The 18,256-nt window shown below is 59.4% G+C and carries 15 protein-coding genes and 1 tRNA gene; 12 read left to right on the top strand and 4 right to left on the bottom strand.

The window, feature by feature from the left end; translation table 11 throughout:
- Window positions 1-65: 65 nt before the first annotated feature.
- Entirely contained in the window at window positions 66-1,094 is a 1,029-nt protein-coding gene (dusA, locus tag JZI28_RS07690; protein WP_375699749.1) for a tRNA dihydrouridine(20/20a) synthase DusA, read from the bottom strand.
- Window positions 1,095-1,631: 537 nt separating this feature from the next.
- On the opposite strand from dusA, the gene JZI28_RS07685 reads away from it, so the two are divergent.
- The 5 genes from JZI28_RS07685 to JZI28_RS07665 all read left to right on the top strand — a co-directional run bounded on the left by JZI28_RS07685 (window position 1,632) and on the right by JZI28_RS07665 (window position 5,206).
- A complete protein-coding gene (locus JZI28_RS07685) occupies window positions 1,632-1,898 on the top strand; it encodes a hypothetical protein (RefSeq protein ID WP_375699748.1) in 267 nt (88 codons plus the stop codon).
- Between the two features lie 82 nt (window positions 1,899-1,980).
- A complete protein-coding gene (locus JZI28_RS07680) occupies window positions 1,981-3,099 on the top strand; it encodes an ABC transporter substrate-binding protein (protein ID WP_375699747.1) in 1,119 nt (372 codons plus the stop codon).
- On the top strand, window positions 3,096-4,184 hold the full coding sequence (locus JZI28_RS07675; RefSeq protein ID WP_375699746.1) for a FecCD family ABC transporter permease: 1,089 nt from the start codon (window positions 3,096-3,098) through the stop codon (window positions 4,182-4,184). Before JZI28_RS07680 ends, JZI28_RS07675 begins: the two co-directional genes overlap by 4 nt.
- Window positions 4,181-4,942: an ABC transporter ATP-binding protein gene (locus JZI28_RS07670; RefSeq protein ID WP_348152629.1), complete on the top strand. Its 762-nt coding sequence runs from the start codon at window positions 4,181-4,183 to the stop codon at window positions 4,940-4,942. Before JZI28_RS07675 ends, JZI28_RS07670 begins: the two co-directional genes overlap by 4 nt.
- 189 nt (window positions 4,943-5,131) lie before the next feature.
- Window positions 5,132-5,206 (top strand) — tRNA-Asn (locus JZI28_RS07665).
- Window positions 5,207-5,509: 303 nt separating this feature from the next.
- Here JZI28_RS07665 and JZI28_RS07660 read toward each other — a convergent pair.
- The 3 genes from JZI28_RS07660 to JZI28_RS07650 form a co-directional block, all read right to left on the bottom strand.
- Complete coding sequence (locus JZI28_RS07660; RefSeq protein ID WP_375699745.1) at window positions 5,510-6,913, bottom strand: TRAP transporter large permease; 1,404 nt, start codon at window positions 6,911-6,913, stop codon at window positions 5,510-5,512.
- A 5-nt stretch (window positions 6,914-6,918) separates the two neighbouring features.
- Complete coding sequence (locus tag JZI28_RS07655; protein WP_375699744.1) at window positions 6,919-7,572, bottom strand: TRAP transporter small permease subunit; 654 nt, start codon at window positions 7,570-7,572, stop codon at window positions 6,919-6,921.
- Between the two features lie 87 nt (window positions 7,573-7,659).
- On the bottom strand, window positions 7,660-8,676 hold the full coding sequence (locus tag JZI28_RS07650) for a C4-dicarboxylate TRAP transporter substrate-binding protein (RefSeq protein ID WP_297341580.1): 1,017 nt from the start codon (window positions 8,674-8,676) through the stop codon (window positions 7,660-7,662).
- A gap of 596 nt (window positions 8,677-9,272) precedes the next feature.
- Here JZI28_RS07650 and acs point away from each other — a divergent pair.
- The 7 genes from acs to JZI28_RS07615 all read left to right on the top strand — a co-directional run bounded on the left by acs (window position 9,273) and on the right by JZI28_RS07615 (window position 18,244).
- Entirely contained in the window at window positions 9,273-11,234 is a 1,962-nt protein-coding gene (acs, locus tag JZI28_RS07645) for an acetate--CoA ligase (protein WP_375699743.1), read from the top strand.
- 6 nt (window positions 11,235-11,240) lie between these two features.
- Window positions 11,241-11,924 carry an adenylate kinase gene (locus JZI28_RS07640; protein ID WP_375699742.1) on the top strand — a complete coding sequence of 228 codons (684 nt, stop codon included), beginning with the start codon at window positions 11,241-11,243 and terminating at the stop codon, window positions 11,922-11,924.
- Between the two features lie 208 nt (window positions 11,925-12,132).
- Window positions 12,133-12,417, top strand: a complete 285-nt coding sequence (locus JZI28_RS07635; protein WP_348152613.1) for a DUF4212 domain-containing protein — start codon at window positions 12,133-12,135, stop codon at window positions 12,415-12,417.
- A 2-nt stretch (window positions 12,418-12,419) separates the two neighbouring features.
- Complete coding sequence (locus JZI28_RS07630) at window positions 12,420-14,204, top strand: sodium:solute symporter family protein (protein ID WP_348152610.1); 1,785 nt, start codon at window positions 12,420-12,422, stop codon at window positions 14,202-14,204.
- A 139-nt stretch (window positions 14,205-14,343) separates the two neighbouring features.
- On the top strand, window positions 14,344-16,167 hold the full coding sequence (locus JZI28_RS07625) for a DUF294 nucleotidyltransferase-like domain-containing protein (protein ID WP_375699741.1): 1,824 nt from the start codon (window positions 14,344-14,346) through the stop codon (window positions 16,165-16,167).
- A gap of 100 nt (window positions 16,168-16,267) precedes the next feature.
- Window positions 16,268-16,786, top strand: a complete 519-nt coding sequence (locus JZI28_RS07620) for a hypothetical protein (RefSeq protein ID WP_375699740.1) — start codon at window positions 16,268-16,270, stop codon at window positions 16,784-16,786.
- A gap of 3 nt (window positions 16,787-16,789) precedes the next feature.
- Complete coding sequence (locus JZI28_RS07615) at window positions 16,790-18,244, top strand: exonuclease domain-containing protein (RefSeq protein WP_375699739.1); 1,455 nt, start codon at window positions 16,790-16,792, stop codon at window positions 18,242-18,244.
- Window positions 18,245-18,256: the final 12 nt, after the last annotated feature.

Below are 18,256 nucleotides of genomic sequence, written 5' to 3'. Positions count from 1 at the left end.
GCGCTGTCTGCAGGGCGCTATACACCGGGTGCTGCAGACAGCCCGGTGTACCGGTGAGACGTTCCTCAGATCGCGATTGGCTGGTTTTGCACCTGCTGCATCGCTTGCAAAACCAGATCAGGCCCCGAGCCAGGACGGCTTGCGCCTTCTGACAGGACGCGTCGCCAGGCCCGTGCGCCGGGACGTCCGGCAAAAAGCCCCAGCATGTGGCGACTGATCTGGTGCAGCCGCGCGCCCTGCGTCATCTGGTCTTCGATATAGGGCAGCATCTGCTGCACCACATCAAAGGGATCGCGCGCCGCGCCAATCCCATAGACCCGCGCATCCGCAGCGGCCAGAATATCGCTGGGTTGGTGATAGGCCGCACGGCCAACCATCACCCCGTCAAGACCCCGATCAAGATGCTCAATCGCCGCGTCCAAGCTGGCAATGCCGCCATTGAGCGAAATATGCATATCGCCAAAGGCGCGCTTCATCTCATGCACCAGGTCATAATCCAGGGGCGGAATGTCGCGATTTTCTTTTGGGGACAGCCCTTTGAGCCAGGCTTTGCGCGCATGGATGGTCACCCGCTGACAGCCTGCGGCACGGATTTTTTCCAAAAACACCGGCAAAATGTCACGCGGTTCCTGCGCATCGACGCCAATCCGGCATTTCACCGTGACCTCTACCGCCACCTTCGCCCGCATCTCTGCAACACACTCCGCCACCAGATCAGGGCTTTGCATCAACACCGCGCCAAAGGCGCCAGATTGCACCCGGTCACTGGGGCAGCCGCAGTTGAGATTGATTTCATCATAACCCGCACGCGCCCCAAGCTGGGCCGCCTGCCCCAGTTCAACCGGGTCAGAGCCGCCAAGCTGCAAGGCCACCGGGTGTTCCTCCGGGCTGTAATCCAGCAAATGCAGGGCGCCTCCCCGCACCAAAGCAGGCGCAGTTACCATTTCGGTATAGAGCAGCACCTGATGGCTGAGCAGACGATGTAGGTAGCGACAATGGCGATCTGTCCATTCCATCATCGGCGCTACAGAAAGGCGCGCAGCGCGTTGCACGTGGGAAAACCCTGAATTGTCTTGCTCTTTTAGATCCGCCATGGTGCGCATTTTCCCTGTTGCGGCTCGACCCAGCCCCGATTTACCTACGGTGCCACAGATTGTGGCGCCGACGGCGCCGTGTAACACCTTTTTCCATCTGAGTGCCAGCACTGCAAACCCCGCTGTGAGGGACCAGCGCCCCGACACCGGCGGCTCGCCGCATGGTACCCGCTTTATTCCCCCGATCAGGCCGCCCCTCACTATGTCAGACAATGAGCTGCGCCAATGGCCGCTTTGAAAAGGGCAGAGAGATCAGCGTCCTGTAGCGGCAATGGCCCCTTGGCTTTTGCAGTCTGATTGTCCGGTGCAATTGGCCGTGGGTGAAAGATAGTTGCCCCCGACCAATCACCAAGCTTGCACCTTGGTAACAAGTCTGCGATCACCTCGCCTGTGATCATGACCTTACGACCTGTATGAAATGGCCCCCTTTTGAAGCACCGTTTCCTTCATAAATTTGGATTGCTTTTCCCGGCGCTCACATGGCTGTTTATTCAGTTCACCATGTCGGGCCTTGTGCTTGGGTCTTCGGCAAATGCGATGCAGATTGAAATCTGTTGGCCCTCAGGCGTCCAGCTGATCACCATCGACCCAAATACTGGTGAACCAAGTGAGCCTACCGCCAAAGGCGGGGGCTGTGATTGGTGCCAGTCCTTCGGGCATTTCATCGACACCTCTGCACGCGACGACCTGAACTGGGTTGTTCTGAACCTGAGCTATCAGCAGAACCTGGCCATGGCGCCGCCTTTGCACAAACCATTGCGGCTGATTGCGGATTACCACAGCCGGGCGCCTCCTCTCCTTTGAGCTTTCACAAGACCTGAATGAAACTTCGAAACGGCCCCGTTTGGCGCTGTTTGGGAAATTCCTGTGAACCAAAGGAAAACCAATGTTTAAAACACTTGCAAGCGGCGTTGCCGCAGCTGCTTTTGCAGCCTCTTTCGCCATGCCAGCCTGGGCTGACACGATCACCGTAACCGATACCATGGGCCGCAGCGTCGAGGTGCCAGAGGATCCGCAGCGGATCCTGCTGGGGTTCTACTTCGAGGACTTCATGGCCATCGCAGGCGCCGATTCCTATGACCGGGTTGTTGCGATTTCCAAAGACACCTGGGAAGGTTGGCGCAATCTGCAATGGCAGACCTACGCCGCAGCCATCCCACGTCTGGAAGAGCTTACGGATATTGGAGAGGTCGAATCCGGCTCCTTCTCGCTGGAGGCGGCAATTGCAGCTCAGCCTGACCTGGCCGTGCTTGCCGCCTGGCAGTATCGCAGCCTCGGAGATGTCGCCGACCGCATGGAGGCCGCTGGTATTCCGATCGTTGTCGTCGACTATAACGCCCAGACCGTGGAAAAACACGTCCAGTCCACCAAAATCCTGGGCCAGATCATGGGCACCGAAGACCGCGCCGAAGCGCTGGCGACTGAATATGCCGCTGCCGTTGGCGAGATCGAAAGCCGTCTTGCGCAACTGCCGGACGACCTCCACCCCAAAGTCTACGTGGAGCTGGCCCGAAAAGGCAAAGACACGGTCGACAACTCCTACTCAGGGACACAATGGGGATCCGTCATCGACCAGCTGGGTGCCACCAATATTGCCAATGGCCAGATCAGCAACTGGGGCAAGCTGAGCCCTGAATATGTGTTGGCGCAAAATCCACAGACAATTCTGCTGGCCGGGTCTGGCTGGGCCGGACGTGATCAGGCCGTTATCATGGGGCCAGGCGTAGACCCCAAGCTGACCCATGCGCGTATGCAGGCCTATATGGATCGCCCCGGCTGGGATGGTTTGGACGCAGTAAAGAACGGCAAGGTTTTTGGCATCTATCATGGCGGCAACCGCACGCTTTATGACTATGCCTTCCTGCAGTTTCTCGCCAAGGCAATGTACCCGGATCAGTTCGCGGATCTGGACCCGCAGGCCTCGCTTGACCGGTTCTTTGCCACCTATATGCCGGTTGAGTTCAAAGGCACCTACATGACCCAACTGCCTGGTGGCGACGGGTGATACCTGCATCCACCGCACCGCAGAAAGGGGCGGCACATGCCGCCCCTGACACTGCGATCTCCACTGTTTACCGCGGGCTGATCTTGCGACGCTTTGCCCGGCTGTTTGGGGCGGCAGCCATTCTGACTGCGCTGATCGTTGCTGACATTCTGACCGGCCCCGCCATGTTGGGGCTCACTGAGGTTCTGACCGGGCTATTCACCCCGGCAACGGCAGATGCCACAACACGGGTGATTGTCCAGGATATCCGCCTGCCCATGACCCTGATGGCCATTCTTGTGGGCATGTCTCTGGGCACCGCGGGCGTGCATATGCAAACGATCCTCGGCAATCCGCTCGCCAGCCCCTATACGCTGGGATTTTCGGCGGCCGCCGGCTTTGGAGCGGCGCTGGCGATCCTGACAGGATTTAGCCTGCCCTTCCTGCCCTGGCTCACCGTGCCCCTGTCGGCCTTTGTCATGTGTGTGCTGGCCGCTGCCCTGGTGTTTTCCTTCTCAAAAATGCGTGGCATGCGCCCCGAGATCATGGTGCTGGCGGGGATTGCCACCCTGTTCATGTTCCAATCGGCGCAATCGCTCGTGCAATATCTAGCCGCCCCCGAAGTGCTCCAGGCCATCGTGTTCTGGCTGTTTGGCTCACTTCTCAAGGCCAGTTGGAACAACGTACCGATCGTAGCTATTGTTTTTGCAATCAGCACAGCCGCCGTGATCCCGAACCTCTGGCAATTGACCGCTCTGCGCCTTGGCGATGCCCGGGCGGCGGCCATCGGCGTCGATGTGCATCGGCTGCGCATCAGGCTCTTTGTGGTGGTTGCCTTTCTGACCGCAGCAGCGGTCGCCTTTGTCGGCACCATCGGTTTTGTTGGCCTTGTCGCGCCGCATATCGCACGGATGCTGGTGGGTGAAGATCAGCGCGTCTTGCTGCCGATGGCGGCAATTGTGGGGGCCATTATCATGACCGGCGCATCGGTGCTGTCAAAGCTGGTCTCCCCCGGTGGCGTGGTCCCGATTGGCATCGTCACCGCCTTGATTGGCGTGCCCTTCCTGTTCTTTCTCATCCTGCGTGGACAAAGGAGACATTGGTGAGTTTCCATATCAAAAACCTGAACGTGGCCTACGGCAGCACCCAGGTAATCAGTGGCTTTGATGATATCTGGCCGAAGGGGCAGATCACCGCGCTGATCGGCTGCAACGGTGCCGGTAAATCGACCCTGCTGCGCGCCCTTGCCGGGCTCAGCCCGATGCAGGGGGGGGTCTTTGTGTCCGGCGGCGCGCTTTCGCCCGAGGACCAGCGTCGCCAGATCGCCTATATGCCGCAGGACACCAGTGCGCAGTCCTCTTTGACCGTATTGGAAGTGGTGCTGCTGGGACGTCTGGGCAGCCTTGGTCTGCGCCTGCCCGCAGGCATTGCCGAGCAGGCCATGGCCGCGCTCGACACCTTTGGCCTCGCCTCACTGCAATCCCGACAGCTGGACGAAATCAGCGGCGGCCAACGTCAGTTGGTTTTCCTGACCCAGGCCCTGTTTCGCCAGCCCCGCGTTCTGCTGCTGGATGAGCCAACCGCCGCGCTGGATCTGCGCCACCAACTTCTAGTGCTTGACCGGTTGCAGAAGGTGGCGCGTCAGAACGGCACCATTATCGGCTTGGCCATGCATGATCTCAACCTCGCAGCCCAATATGCCGACCGCATTGTCGGGCTCAATGGTGGGGTGAAAGCAGCCGCAGGTCCTGCTGTGGAGGTGCTGACCGCAAATAACCTGCGCGCCATGTATGGCATTGAGGCCAGGATCACCCTGGACGCCCATAACCAGCCCCAGGTGCTTCCCATTCGTGCGGTAGAATAAACAGGGGGGGCATCTGACCCAATGCCCCCCGACACTTCCCGTGCTGTTCCCCTTCAACTGCAAGTGAGCCGGCAAAGCCTGGCTCGCAACGGCGCGTCACAGCATCGTTGGCGAAAAGAGAAAAAAATTCGGTTTGACCCGTTTTTCTTCTGGACGCGCAAAAACACCAAAGCTATACGGACCCCACATTCCGGCGTAGCTCAGCGGTAGAGCAGTTGACTGTTAATCAATTGGTCGTAGGTTCGATCCCTACCGCCGGAGCCAAAGATTTCAAGGGCTTAGAGGTTTGCGCCGCTAAGCCCTTTTTCTTTGCGAACCGCCTGGGAAACCAAAAGCCCGCACAACGTCTGAAAATTTCCGCCGCCCGGGACGAACGACGGTGCGACGTGCCCCACCTCAAGCGCAGCCCCACCGCCGAACCTCGCTCTGTCCATTGCCGTCTTGCTAAGTGGACAGGGGAACACTTTGGCAAGTGATCCGCCGCCAGCGAGCCGCCTGAACAAAAAAGGGGCGGAAGACACCTGTCCTTCCGCCCCTTGTGGAGTAAATTTAAGCCCTGATCGACCGCTACTGCGCCAAACTAGGCAGGTAGAGCACGATCGAGGGGAAAGCCACCAAGAGCGCGATGGTCACACCATCGGCGATAAAGAAGGGCATCACCCCACGGAACACATCCTGTACGCTCAGATCATCGCGCACCCCGGCCACAACAAAACAGTTGAGCCCAATCGGCGGCGTGATCAGGCAGAACTCGGCCATCTTGACCACCAGAATGCCAAACCAGATCGCACACATCGGCCCCGACATGCCAAAAGCACTGTCCGCGGCTACAACGCTTTCGCCGCCGTTCAGTGCCATCACCGCCGGATAGACCACCGGCAGCGTCAGCAAGAGCATGCCAATGGCATCCATGAACATCCCCAGCACCGCATAGGCCAGCAGGATACAAACCAGGATCACCATCGGCGACATCTCCAGGCTGGTGATCCAGTCAGAGAAGGCTCCGGGCAAATCTGCAAAGCCAAGGAAACGCACATAGATCAACACGCCCCAGATGATGGTAAAGATCATCACGGTGAGCTTGGCGGTTTCCAGCAGGGCGGATTTGAACTCACCCCAGCGCATGCCGCGCCACAGGGCCATGCAAAAGACCACAAAGGCCCCCAGGGCGCCGCCCTCTGTCGGGGTGCCCCAGGCGTCGCCGCCAAAGGGGTTGTAGACAAAGCAGATGATGATCACCACGACAAAGACAATCGGCAGCGCGCCGGGCAGCGCTTCAAAACGCTGGCGCCAGGTAAAGCCCTTGACCGGGGGGCCAACGTTTTTGAATACCAAGGCAATGCCAACAATCAGCAACACATAGACCACCGCGCTAAAGGCGCCGGGAATGAACCCCGCCAGCAACAGCTTACCCACGTCCTGCTCAACGATGATGGCATAGATCACCAAAATGGCCGAGGGCGGGATCAGCGAGGCCAGCGTGCCCGCAGCGGCAACCACCCCAGCGGCAAAGCGTTTGTTATAGCCAATCGCCAGCATTTCGGGGATGGCGATACGGGCAAACACAGCGGAGGTTGCAACGGATGCGCCTGAAACCGCGGCAAAGCCTGCAGTGGCAAACACGGTTGAAACCGCAAGCCCACCAGGCAACCAGGCGATCCAGCGCTTGGCGGCCTCAAACAGGGCACGGGTCAGGCCGGCGTAATAGGCCAGATAGCCGATCAGAATAAAGGTCGGGATCAGGCTCAGCGCCTGGCTGGAGACCTTGGAATGGGGCACCTGCCCGGCAATTTTGACAGAAACGGTCAGCGCCTTGCCAAATTTATCGGGGCTGTAGCCAAACTTGGCCCAGAAGATCCAGATCAGACCCACCAGCCCGGCCAGACCAGCGGCAAAGGCCACCCGCATGCCAACAACAACCAGCACCAGCAAAAAGCTCGTGACCCAGAGGCCAATTTCAATAGGTTCCATGCCCGTTACCCCTGCCCGCCGATGGCGTCATTGTCATGTCCGCTCAATTGTTCCGCCTCAGCCGCTGCCTGCTCGGCCGCGTCCTGGATCAAAGGCACTGCAACCGGGGTGTCCAGCCCCAGAACCATGGCCCGGCCATAGCCCCAGACCTGCAGCAGCAACCGCAGGCACAGCACAGAAAAGGCCACCGGTGCCAGCAGTTTGGCCGGCCAGATGGGCAGGCCGATGTCGATGGAACTGTCGCGGCTCCACAGGGGAGCGGCGAAATCAAACGACCGGGAGAAATGCGACCAGCTGCCCCAGACAAGGGCCAGCATCAGCACCAGGATCAACAAGACCGAGATCAGTTCAAACAGCCAAAGCGCCCGTCCGCGCAACGCCCCGATCACAATATCCATCCGGATATGGCCACCGTCACGTTGCACATAAGCGATCCCCATAAAGGCGATGAGCGGCATGGCCTGTTCGATCCAGTCCACATAGCCCGGCAGCGGCGCATTCATCGCGTTGCGCCCACCGACCGAAACAACGGCCATAAGCATAAGTGAAAAGACAGCCAAGCCGCTGATCAGTGCAAAGACTTGCTCCAGCTTCAGCAATTTGCGGTCAAGACGGCTGATCAGACTGCCGTCTTCCAGCACCGCGGCGTTTCCCGCCATGGGGCCCACCTTTCGTTAGAGTGTTCCAGAATAAAAAAAACCGGGGCCGAGAGATCCCTCCCAGCCCCGATCCCGATAGCGCGCGGTTTAGTTGCCCGCGCGGGTGTCTTCCAGTGTTTTCACCACCAGATCATACAGTTCCTGGCCAGGAATACCCTGGGCTTCCATGTCCTTGATCCACTGTTCACGGATCGGATCAGCCGCTGTGGCGCGGAAGGCGGCCAGTTCGGCCTCGGGCAGCATGACCTTGGTCACGCCTTTTTCTTCCAACACGGCATCCCATTTTTCGAGCAGTGCGCCATAGTTGGCCAGGTAATGCGAAATCGCTTCATCAACCGAGCTATCAAGGGCAGTACGCTCGGCGTCGGACAGCGCCTCATAGGCATCTGTGTTGACCACAACCGGGCAGTTCACGGTGCCAGGGTTCAGGTTGGCGGTCCACCACTCGGCGCGGTTGATGGTGCCAAAGGCCAGATGGGCATGCTGGGCAAAGGCGACAGTGTCAACAACGCCGGATTCCATTGCGTTATAGGCTTCGGTCGCGGTGACCGAGGTCGGCACCGCACCAACCGCCGAAAAGGCTTTGCCGATGCCGCCAGTGGCCCGCACACGCATGTCTTTGAATTCTGCAACCGCATCGCGGGGCTCACCGGTGCCGACAATATTGTACTGTGGCATGGGGCTGGTCATCAGCAGTTTGGCATTCCAGCGCGCCAGATCCTTTTGTGCCGCTTCATGGCCATAGACAGCATGGCTGACGGCGACCTCTTCTTCCAGGGTATTCACACCCAGGAACGGCAGTTCAAGCACGGTGATCGAAGGGTTTTTGTCACGGTGATAGCCGGCACAGAACTGCGCCATTTCAAAGGCACCGATGGAGATCCCGTCAAGGTTCTCTTTGTTCTTGGACAGGCCACCATAGCTGATGTTCAGGGTGAATTCACCGTTGGTTTTGTCGCTGACAAGTTCGGCCAGTTTTTCAACATGTTCGGTAAAGGCGCGACGCTTGCCCCAAACCGATACATTCCATTCAGTCGCGGCAGCCTCGCCAACCAGCGCAAAACCAGCAGCAGCCGTCACAGCGGCAGTCAAGATCGTCTTCATTGTATTCCTCTCCCTTGTTGCGCCAATCCTTGCCCGGTAGCCAGTGGCCCGGCGGGGCCACCTGTCGGCAGGCGCTTGGCGGGTAAGCTAACGACAAGACACACAACTGCCAAGCCCACAGATCCGCTGAAACGAAGAGTTTGTAGCTCTGACAGCAGCAGAGCGGGCACCGGCCGGGACTGAATGCAAATGCAGCACAGCGCCGCCTTAGCCGAGCGCAACAAAGTTGCGTAAATCACCCTCATTTTTTGTCCGATCCGGCGCCTGATGCACAAAATGCCGCAGGTCCAGATCGGCTCGCCGCACTCTTTTGCCCCGCTTGAACCCGGCGATTCCACGCCTTTACAAAAAATGTGAGGGTAATTCGTTGACTCACAACCGCCATAATCACAAGGGATTTCCAGATATTTTGGGCCAGAAATTTTCATTTTCAGGCAAGCAAAGGAAATTCATTTACAAGCAAATCGTTATTTTCCCGTATCTTATTCACTTATTTTCCTCTCGCCCTATGATCACCGCCAGGGAAGGAAACGGTTTGACAGTCATGCCTCGTGGTTGTGGTGTCGAACCGACTAAATATCTGGGAGGAGAACAGCATGTCACAGCACCCCGAAGGTAAGGCCCACGCGCCATCCGCGGAAACCGTTGCCCGCGCCCATGTGGACAGTGCCAAATACGAAGAAATGTATGCCGCGTCGCTTAACGATCCAGAAGCCTTCTGGGGAGAGCACGGCAAGCGCATCGACTGGATCAAACCCTTCACCACGGTGAAGGATGTGAATTACAACTTTGGTGAAGTCTCGATCAACTGGTTTGCCGACGGCACATTGAATGTCTCGGCCAATTGTATCGACCGCCATCTGGATACCCGTGGCGATCAGACCGCAATCATCTTTGAACCCGATGATCCCGATGAGGCCGCGCAGCACATCACCTATAAGGAGCTGCACCGCCGCACCTGCCGCATGGCCAATATCCTGGAAACCATGGGCGTACGCAAAGGCGACCGGGTGGTGATCTATCTGCCAATGATCCCCGAAGCCGCCTATGCGATGCTGGCCTGTGCCCGTATCGGCGCAATTCATTCTATTGTATTTGCCGGGTTCAGCCCCGATGCCCTGGCGGCCCGCGTCAACGGATCGGACGCCAAGGTGGTGATCACCGCCGACGAGGCCCCACGTGGCGGTCGCAAGACGCCGCTGAAGTCCAACGCGGATGCCGCTCTGCTGCACTGCAAAGACACGGTGAAATGCCTGGTGGTCAAGCGCACCGGTGGCCAGACCACCTGGGTGGCCGATCGCGACTATGACTATAACGAGATGGCGCTGGAAGCGAACGACTACTGCAAACCCGCAGAGATGAACGCCGAAGACCCGCTCTTTGTGCTGTATACCTCCGGCTCCACAGGCCAGCCCAAAGGTGTGGTTCATACCTCCGGCGGCTATCTTGCCTATGCGGCGATGACCCATGAAATCACCTTTGATTACCACGATGGCGACATCTACTGGTGTACTGCTGATGTGGGCTGGGTCACCGGCCACAGCTATATCGTCTATGGCCCGCTGGCCAATGGCGCCACCACCCTGATGTTCGAGGGTGTGCCGACCTACCCCGACGCCAGCCGGTTCTGGCAGGTCTGTGAAAAGCACAAGGTCAACCAGTTCTACACCGCCCCCACCGCGCTGCGCGCTTTGATGGGTCAGGGCAATGAATGGGTCGAAAAATGTGACCTGTCTTCGCTGCGCCTGCTGGGCACCGTGGGTGAGCCAATCAACCCCGAAGCCTGGAACTGGTACAATGACGTTGTGGGCGGCGGTCGCTGCCCCATCGTTGACACCTGGTGGCAGACCGAAACCGGCGGCCATCTGATGACCCCCCTGCCCGGCGCCCATGCCACCAAGCCGGGCTCGGCCATGAAACCTTTCTTTGGCATCCAGCCCGTGGTGCTGGATCCGCAGTCCGGCGAAGAGATCTCTGGCAATGGTGTTGAAGGTGTTTTGTGCATCAAAGACAGCTGGCCTGGCCAGATGCGCACCGTCTGGGGCGATCACGAGCGCTTTCAGAAGACCTATTTCTCGGACTACAAAGGCTACTACTTTACCGGTGATGGCTGTCGCCGTGACGCCGACGGCGATTATTGGATCACCGGCCGCGTCGATGATGTGATCAATGTCTCCGGTCACCGGATGGGCACCGCCGAGGTCGAAAGCGCACTTGTGGCCCATGCCGCCGTCGCAGAGGCCGCTGTTGTGGGCTACCCCCATGACATCAAGGGCCAGGGCATCTATTGCTATGTCACCCTGATGAACGACCGCGAGCCATCGGATGAGCTGCTGAAAGAGCTGCGCACCTGGGTGCGGACAGAAATCGGCCCCATCGCCAGCCCGGATGTCGTCCAATGGGCACCAGGTCTGCCAAAGACCCGCTCAGGCAAAATCATGCGCCGTATCCTGCGCAAGATCGCAGAAAAGGACTTTGGCGCCCTGGGCGACACCTCGACACTGGCGGATCCATCGGTGGTGGATGACCTGATCGCCAACCGGGCAAACAAGGGGTAAGGCAGCATGACAACTGATGTAATGACCCGCCCTGCCGTTTTAATCCTTCTCGGCCCTCCCGGCGCCGGGAAGGGCACACAAGCCCGCGTTCTGGAAGAGAAATTTGGTCTTGTGCAACTCTCGACCGGGGATTTGCTGCGCGCAGCTGTTGCTGCAGGCACCGCAGCCGGTAAAGCCGCCAAGGCGGTGATGGAATCTGGTGGTCTGGTGTCGGATGAGATCGTCATCAATATCCTGCGTGACCGTCTGGCAGAACCCGATTGTGCCAAGGGGGTCATCCTCGATGGCTTCCCGCGCACAACCGTGCAGGCCGAAGCGCTGGATGTTTTGCTGGCAGAGACCGGGCAAAAGATCAACGCCGCCATCAGCCTGGAAGTGGACGACAGCGCCATGGTGGCCCGGGTTTCTGGCCGCTACACCTGTGGCGGCTGCGGCGAGGGCTATCACGACAGTTTCAAGCAGCCCGCAGTTGCCGGCAAATGCGACAAATGTGGCAGTGAAAACATGACCCGTCGTGCCGATGACAATGCCGAAACCGTTGCCAGCCGCCTGGCAGCCTATCATCAACAGACCGCGCCGCTGATTGCCTATTACGACGGCAAAGGCGCGTTGAAAACAATTGATGCCATGGGAGAGATCGAAGCAATCTCCGGTGGCTTGGCCAAGATCGTGACCGAATCCACCGCATAACACCTAGAATTTCCAGGGGGTCGGCCTGCTCAGCCGATCCCCACACCACAAACCGGAAAATCCGACGATCTCTGCTGACCCTCGGGCCAGCACATCGGCGGAGCCATGCCCGACACCCTGTTTTATCAACACAGCGGCGCGGGCAAACACAGAGCGTTTGCCTGATTGACCCCTCAATCAGGTCCTGGAGGAAGAAGGAGAAGCCGCCATGGCGGATCACACAACAAAAGCTGCACAAACAGCCGAGGCCGATAAAGGCTATTGGCGGGCCAATGTGCGGATCATTCTTGTCAGCCTGGTGATCTGGGCTGTCGTTTCATTTGGCTTTGGCATTCTGCTGCGCCCGATGCTGTCCGGCATCGCCGTCGGTGGCACTGATCTGGGCTTTTGGTTTGCCCAGCAGGGATCGATCCTGGTCTTTTTGGGCCTGATCTTTTTCTACGCCTTCCGCATGAACAAACTGGACCGTGAATTCGGCGTCGAGGAGGAGTAACAATGGATCAGTTTACCATCAACCTGCTGTTTGTAGGCACGTCTTTCGCGCTCTACATCGGCATTGCGATCTGGGCCCGTGCGGGCTCCACGTCTGAATTCTACGCGGCGGGTCGCGGCGTACACCCTGTCACCAACGGTATGGCGACCGCGGCAGACTGGATGTCCGCGGCCTCGTTCATTTCGATGGCGGGCCTCATCGCCTTTACCGGCTATGACAACTCCTCCTTCCTGATGGGCTGGACCGGTGGCTATGTTCTGCTGGCGCTGCTGCTTGCCCCCTATCTGCGCAAGTTCGGCAAGTTCACCGTATCCGAGTTCATCGGTGATCGGTTCTACAGCCCAACTGCGCGCATCGTGGCGGTGATCTGTTTAATCGTTGCCTCAACCACTTATGTTATTGGTCAGATGACTGGCGTGGGCGTGGCCTTTGGCCGCTTCCTCGAAGTCTCCAACACTGCGGGGCTGTTAATTGGTGCCTGTGTTGTGTTCGCCTACGCGGTGTTCGGAGGCATGAAAGGCGTAACCTATACCCAGGTTGCGCAGTACTGCGTGTTGATCATGGCCTATACCATCCCGGCCATCTTCATCTCGCTGCAGCTGACAGGCAATCCGATCCCGGCACTGGGCCTGTTTGGCGATCACGTCGCCTCGGGTGAGCCTTTGCTGCAAAAGCTGGACGCCATCGTGCGGGAGCTTGGCTTTAACGAGTATACCGCTCACCATGCGGATACTTTCAACATGGTGCTGTTCACCCTGTCGCTGATGATCGGCACCGCCGGCCTGCCCCATGTGATCATGCGCTTCTTTACCGTGCCACGCGTGGCAGATGCCCGCTGGTCCGCGGGTTGGGCGCTGGTGTTCATCGCGCTGCTGTATCTTACCGCCCCTGCGGTTGGCGCCATGGCGCGTCTGAACATCACCGATATGATGTGGCCCAATGGCACCGATGCGCAGGCGGTTTCCGTCGAGCAGATCGAAAACGATGCCCGCTATGACTGGATGGCCACCTGGGAAAAAACCGGGCTTTTGGCCTGGGAAGACAAAAACGGCGATGGCCATATCCAGTATTACAACGATAAAAATGCGGATATGCAGGCCAAAGCGGCTGACATGGGCTGGCAAGGCAACGAGCTGACCAACTTCAACCGCGACATCCTGGTGCTGGCCAACCCTGAAATCGCCAACCTGCCCTCTTGGGTTATTGGTCTGGTGGCGGCTGGTGGTCTGGCGGCGGCGCTGTCAACGGCGGCAGGCCTGCTGCTGGCGATCTCTTCCGCTGTGTCACACGATCTGATCAAAGGTTCGATCAATCCGAATATCTCGGAAAAAGGCGAACTCCTGTCGGCGCGGATTGCCATGGCGGTTGCCATTGCGGTTGCAACCTACCTTGGCCTCAACCCTCCCGGCTTTGCGGCGCAGACTGTGGCGCTGGCCTTTGGTCTGGCGGCTGCTTCGATCTTCCCGGCGCTGATGATGGGGATTTTCTCCAAGAAGATCAACAACACCGGGGCTGTCGCAGGTATGCTGGCTGGTCTGGGTGTTACCCTGATCTACATCTTCCTGCACAAGGGCTGGCTGTTCATTCCGGACACCAACTCCTTTACCGATGCGGATCCGCTGCTGGGTACAATCAAGTCCACCTCCTTTGGCGCCATCGGTGCTGCGGTGAACTTTGCGGTTGCCTACCTGGTTGCCGGCATGACCAAGGAAACCCCGCAGGAGATCAAAGATCTGGTCGAAAGCGTGCGTATCCCACGTGGAGCCGGTGCAGCACAGGATCACTGATCCCTCCCTGGACGGGCCACTCCCTCGGGGGACCCTCCCTTCTGGTCCGTCCTTTTTTATCCTCATGCCCGCCCGGCTCAGCGCTCGGGCGGGCATCCCCAATTTTTGCCCAATTGCCCACTATGAGACAGGTGCCGTGATGCCGATTTCCGAAACCGACCTGATCCGCTTTCTCACCTCCGTTCATCCATATGACAGTCTCGAGCTGAGCAAGCTGCAGGATCTGGCACCAAAGTTCCAACTGCTGTCGATCAGTTCAGGAGACACAATTTACGAACGCGGCGCCGATCTTGCCGGGCTGTATCTGGTGCATCACGGCGAAGTCGAAGTCTTTGACGAGAACGACATGGCGATCTCGATCCTGGGGCCGCGCAATTCCTTTGGCGAACGCGGGCTGACCCGCGACGGCCGTGCCGCAACCACGGCGCGGGCCAGTGCGGCAACCGTGCTGCTGCTGCTGCCGCGCGAAGATTTTGACGCCCTGATGCGGGCAGAACCTGCGGTCACGCGGTTTTTTGATCGCCGCCGCCCCGATACGCCGCTTCAGAACGGTCTCACCACCACCCGCGCCGAAAGCTTTATGGCGGCACCGCCAGTGACTTGCTCTGCGGGCCTGACCTGTCAGGGGGCGGCGCAGCTGATGCGCCAGCATCATATCTCCTGTGTCTGCATCAGCGAGGGCGATCACCTGCTGGGCATTCTCACCACCCGCGATCTGACGGAAAAACTGCTGGCAGAGGGGCTGCCCTTCTCTACCCCGGTGTCGCAGATCATGACCAAAAACCCCCGCAGCCTGCCGCCTGAGGCGATTGGCTCGGATGTGCTGCATGCGATGATGGAACATCACATCGGCCATATCCCGGTGGTGCAAAACGGCCAGTTGATGGGTATCATCACCCAGACCGACCTCACCCGGTTTCAGGCGGTCAGCTCAGCCGAGCTGGTGTCCAGTATCGCCCGCGCCAGCAGCGCTGAGGAAATGGCCAGGGTGACTGCGGAAATTCCCCGGCTGCTGGTGCAGCTGGTGGCAGGCGGCAATCGCCACGAGGTGGTGACCCGGTTGATCACCGATATCGCCGACACCGTGACCCGGCGGTTGCTCACCCTGGCAGAAGAAACGCTTGGCCCAGCTCCCGTCCCCTATCTGTGGCTTGCCTGTGGCAGCCAGGGGCGCCAAGAGCAAACCGGGGTGTCGGATCAGGACAATTGCCTGATCCTGTCCGATGCGGCCCTGCCCCAGCACGACGCCTATTTTGCCGCCCTCGCCGCCTTTGTCTGTGATGGGCTTAATACCTGCGGCTATGTCTATTGCCCGGGCGATATGATGGCGACCAATCCGCGCTGGCGTCAGCCATTGCATGTCTGGCAGGACTATTTTGGCGGCTGGATCAGCAAACCCGGCCCCGAAGCGCAGATGCTGGCCTCGGTGATGTTTGATCTGCGCCCCATTGGTGGCGATGCCGCGCTGTTTGAGGGCTTGCAAACCCGGGTTCTGGCCTCGGCCTGCGCCAATTCGATCTTTGTGGCCCATATGACCTCCAATGCGCTGAAACATACGCCCCCCCTGGGGCTGTTGCGGGGCTTTGCCACCATTCGCTCAGGCGAACACCGCAATACTCTGGATATGAAGCACAATGGCGTGGTGCCGGTCACCGATCTGGGCCGTATCTATGCGCTGCAGGGAAAAATTGCGGCGGTGAATACCCGCGCCCGTCTGGACGCCGGCGCTGCCATCGGGGTGATCAGCGCCAGTGGGGCCCGCGATCTGTTGGATGCCTATGATCTGATTGCGCAAACCCGGCTGGAACACCAGGCCGCCCTGGTGCGCAAAGGCGCTGCGCCTGACAACTATTTGGCGCCCTCTGATTTGTCCGACTTTGAGCGAAGTCATCTGCGGGATGCCTTTGTGGTGGTAAAAACCATGCAATCGGCGCTGGGGCACGGTAAGGGAATGTTGAGCTAACGGATCACCTGTTGTTTTGCAGGGGCCTCTGGCAGCAATATTTTGGGAAAGATGAAAGCGGCGGTTTGACAAGGCCACCGGACAATCGCGAGGGGAATTGATGTTTCTGGAACTGATCGCTGTGATTTTTGCCGGTATCGCTGTCGCTGGGGTGGTGATAATGGTCAACAATGTCACCGGAGCCCGCCTGCCGCGCTGGCTGGCGCCGGTGGCAGCGGGCCTGGCGATGATCGGCGTCACGGTGACGTCGGAGTATAGTTGGTACAGCCGCACCCTGGCCTCCCTGCCCGAAGGTTTGGTGGTGGCTGACACGGTTGAAAGCCGTAGTTTTTATCGGCCCTGGACCTATGTTGTGCCGCTGAGCGAACGCTTTGTTGCGGTTGATCTTGCCACCATGCGCAGCCATGCTAAGCAACCTGATCACCGTCTGGCTGAGGTGTTCTTTTTTGGCCGCTGGGCCCCGATCAGCCAGCTCAGCATCGCAGCCGATTGCGCCAGTTGGCGACGGGCGGCGGTGGCGACCGACACCAGCTTTGCCCTGGATGGGGGCATTCACGGGGTCGACTGGGTCTCGCCGCCTGCACAAGACCCGCTGTTGGAAACCATCTGTGGAGGCTGACCCATGTTGACCCATCTGAGCCTGCGCCTGCGGATTTTCCTGTTCTTTTGCCTGCTGGCCCTTGGCGCGATTACTGTCAGCCTTGGCAGTCTCTGGCTTAGCTTTGAACGCGCCGCGACGCCTGCGTTGCTGGATCCCTTTATCTTTGCCGGCCTCATGGGCACCTTTGCAATCCTGGGGCTTTGCGCCGGGATCTGGCTGTTGTTTGACGAAAATGTCGCCAAACCAATCGAGATCCTTGCCGCTGAAATGCGGCTGCGGGCCCATGGTGGTGTGTCCCGTGGCATTGATGCCAAGACCGCGCGCTATCTGGGCGATCTGGCACCGGCGGCTGCCGGGCTGGCCGGGGAGCTGGGCGACGCCACCCAGCTGACCGCCCGCAGTATCGCCGAGGAGACGGCCCGGTTGGAAGCGGACAAGCGCCGGTTAACGGCCCTGCTGAGCGAGCTGCCGGTGGCCACAGTGATGCTGGGGCCGGATCATCGCATCGTGTTATATGATACCCAGGCTGCAACTGTTCTGGCGCAGATCGCCCATCCACGTTTGAATGCCTGCCTGTTTGACTACCTGGACCGCCAAGCGTTGGAAGCCGCCTATGATCGCATGAACAAGTCAGGCAAGGAAGTACAGGCGCAGGTCATTGGCCGAGACGCGGCGCAAAGCTATGCCGTGAGTCTGAAACCGCTGGGTCAAGGCGAGGGCTATGTGCTGATCTTTGAGGACGCTGTTGCCCAAATTGCGCCGGAGGCTGCGCGCCCCTTGGTCTATGATTTTGACCTGCTGGACCGCCCCCTGCGCGACATCGGGGACCGCCCCCTGAATGAGCTGTGTTTTACGGTGTTTGACACCGAAACCACCGGGCTGTTGCCCCACAAGGACGAAATTGTACAGATCGGTGCGGTCAGGGTGCTGAACGGGCGTCTGATCGAGGGCGAGCAGTTCGACACGCTGGTGGACCCGGCACGCCCGATTCCCGAAGCCTCGACCCGGGTGCATGGGGTGAGCACCGCCATGGTGCAGGGCGCGCCCACAATCACCACTGCTGCGGCCGCGTTTCACCTCTTTGCCAAAGATGCCGTGATCGTGGCCCATAATGCGCCGTTTGACATGGCCTTTTTGCGCCGTCACGCCAAGGCCACCAACGTGGAGTGGGATCATCCAATTCTGGATACGGTACTGCTGAGCGCGGTGCTGTTTGGCGCCTCGGTGCCCCATACCCTGGACGCGCTGTGCGCGCGGCTGGACATCACAATCCCACCGGCCCTGCGTCACACCGCCCTGGGCGACGCCCATGCAACAGCCTGCGCGCTGGTGCAGATGATCCCCATGTTGCAGGCCCGCGGGCTTGATAGCCTCGCACAGGTGATTGAACAGACCCGACGCCATGGGCGATTGCTGGAAGACCTGAACCCGGTGGACAATCACGGCAGCACATGGCAGGCAGGCAAAAAGACCTGAAGCGAGGCGCGC

This window comes from Pseudophaeobacter sp. TrK17, from assembly GCF_042192375.1.
Taxonomy (GTDB): domain Bacteria; phylum Pseudomonadota; class Alphaproteobacteria; order Rhodobacterales; family Rhodobacteraceae; genus Pseudophaeobacter.
This window is presented reverse-complemented; position numbering and strand designations above follow the sequence as displayed.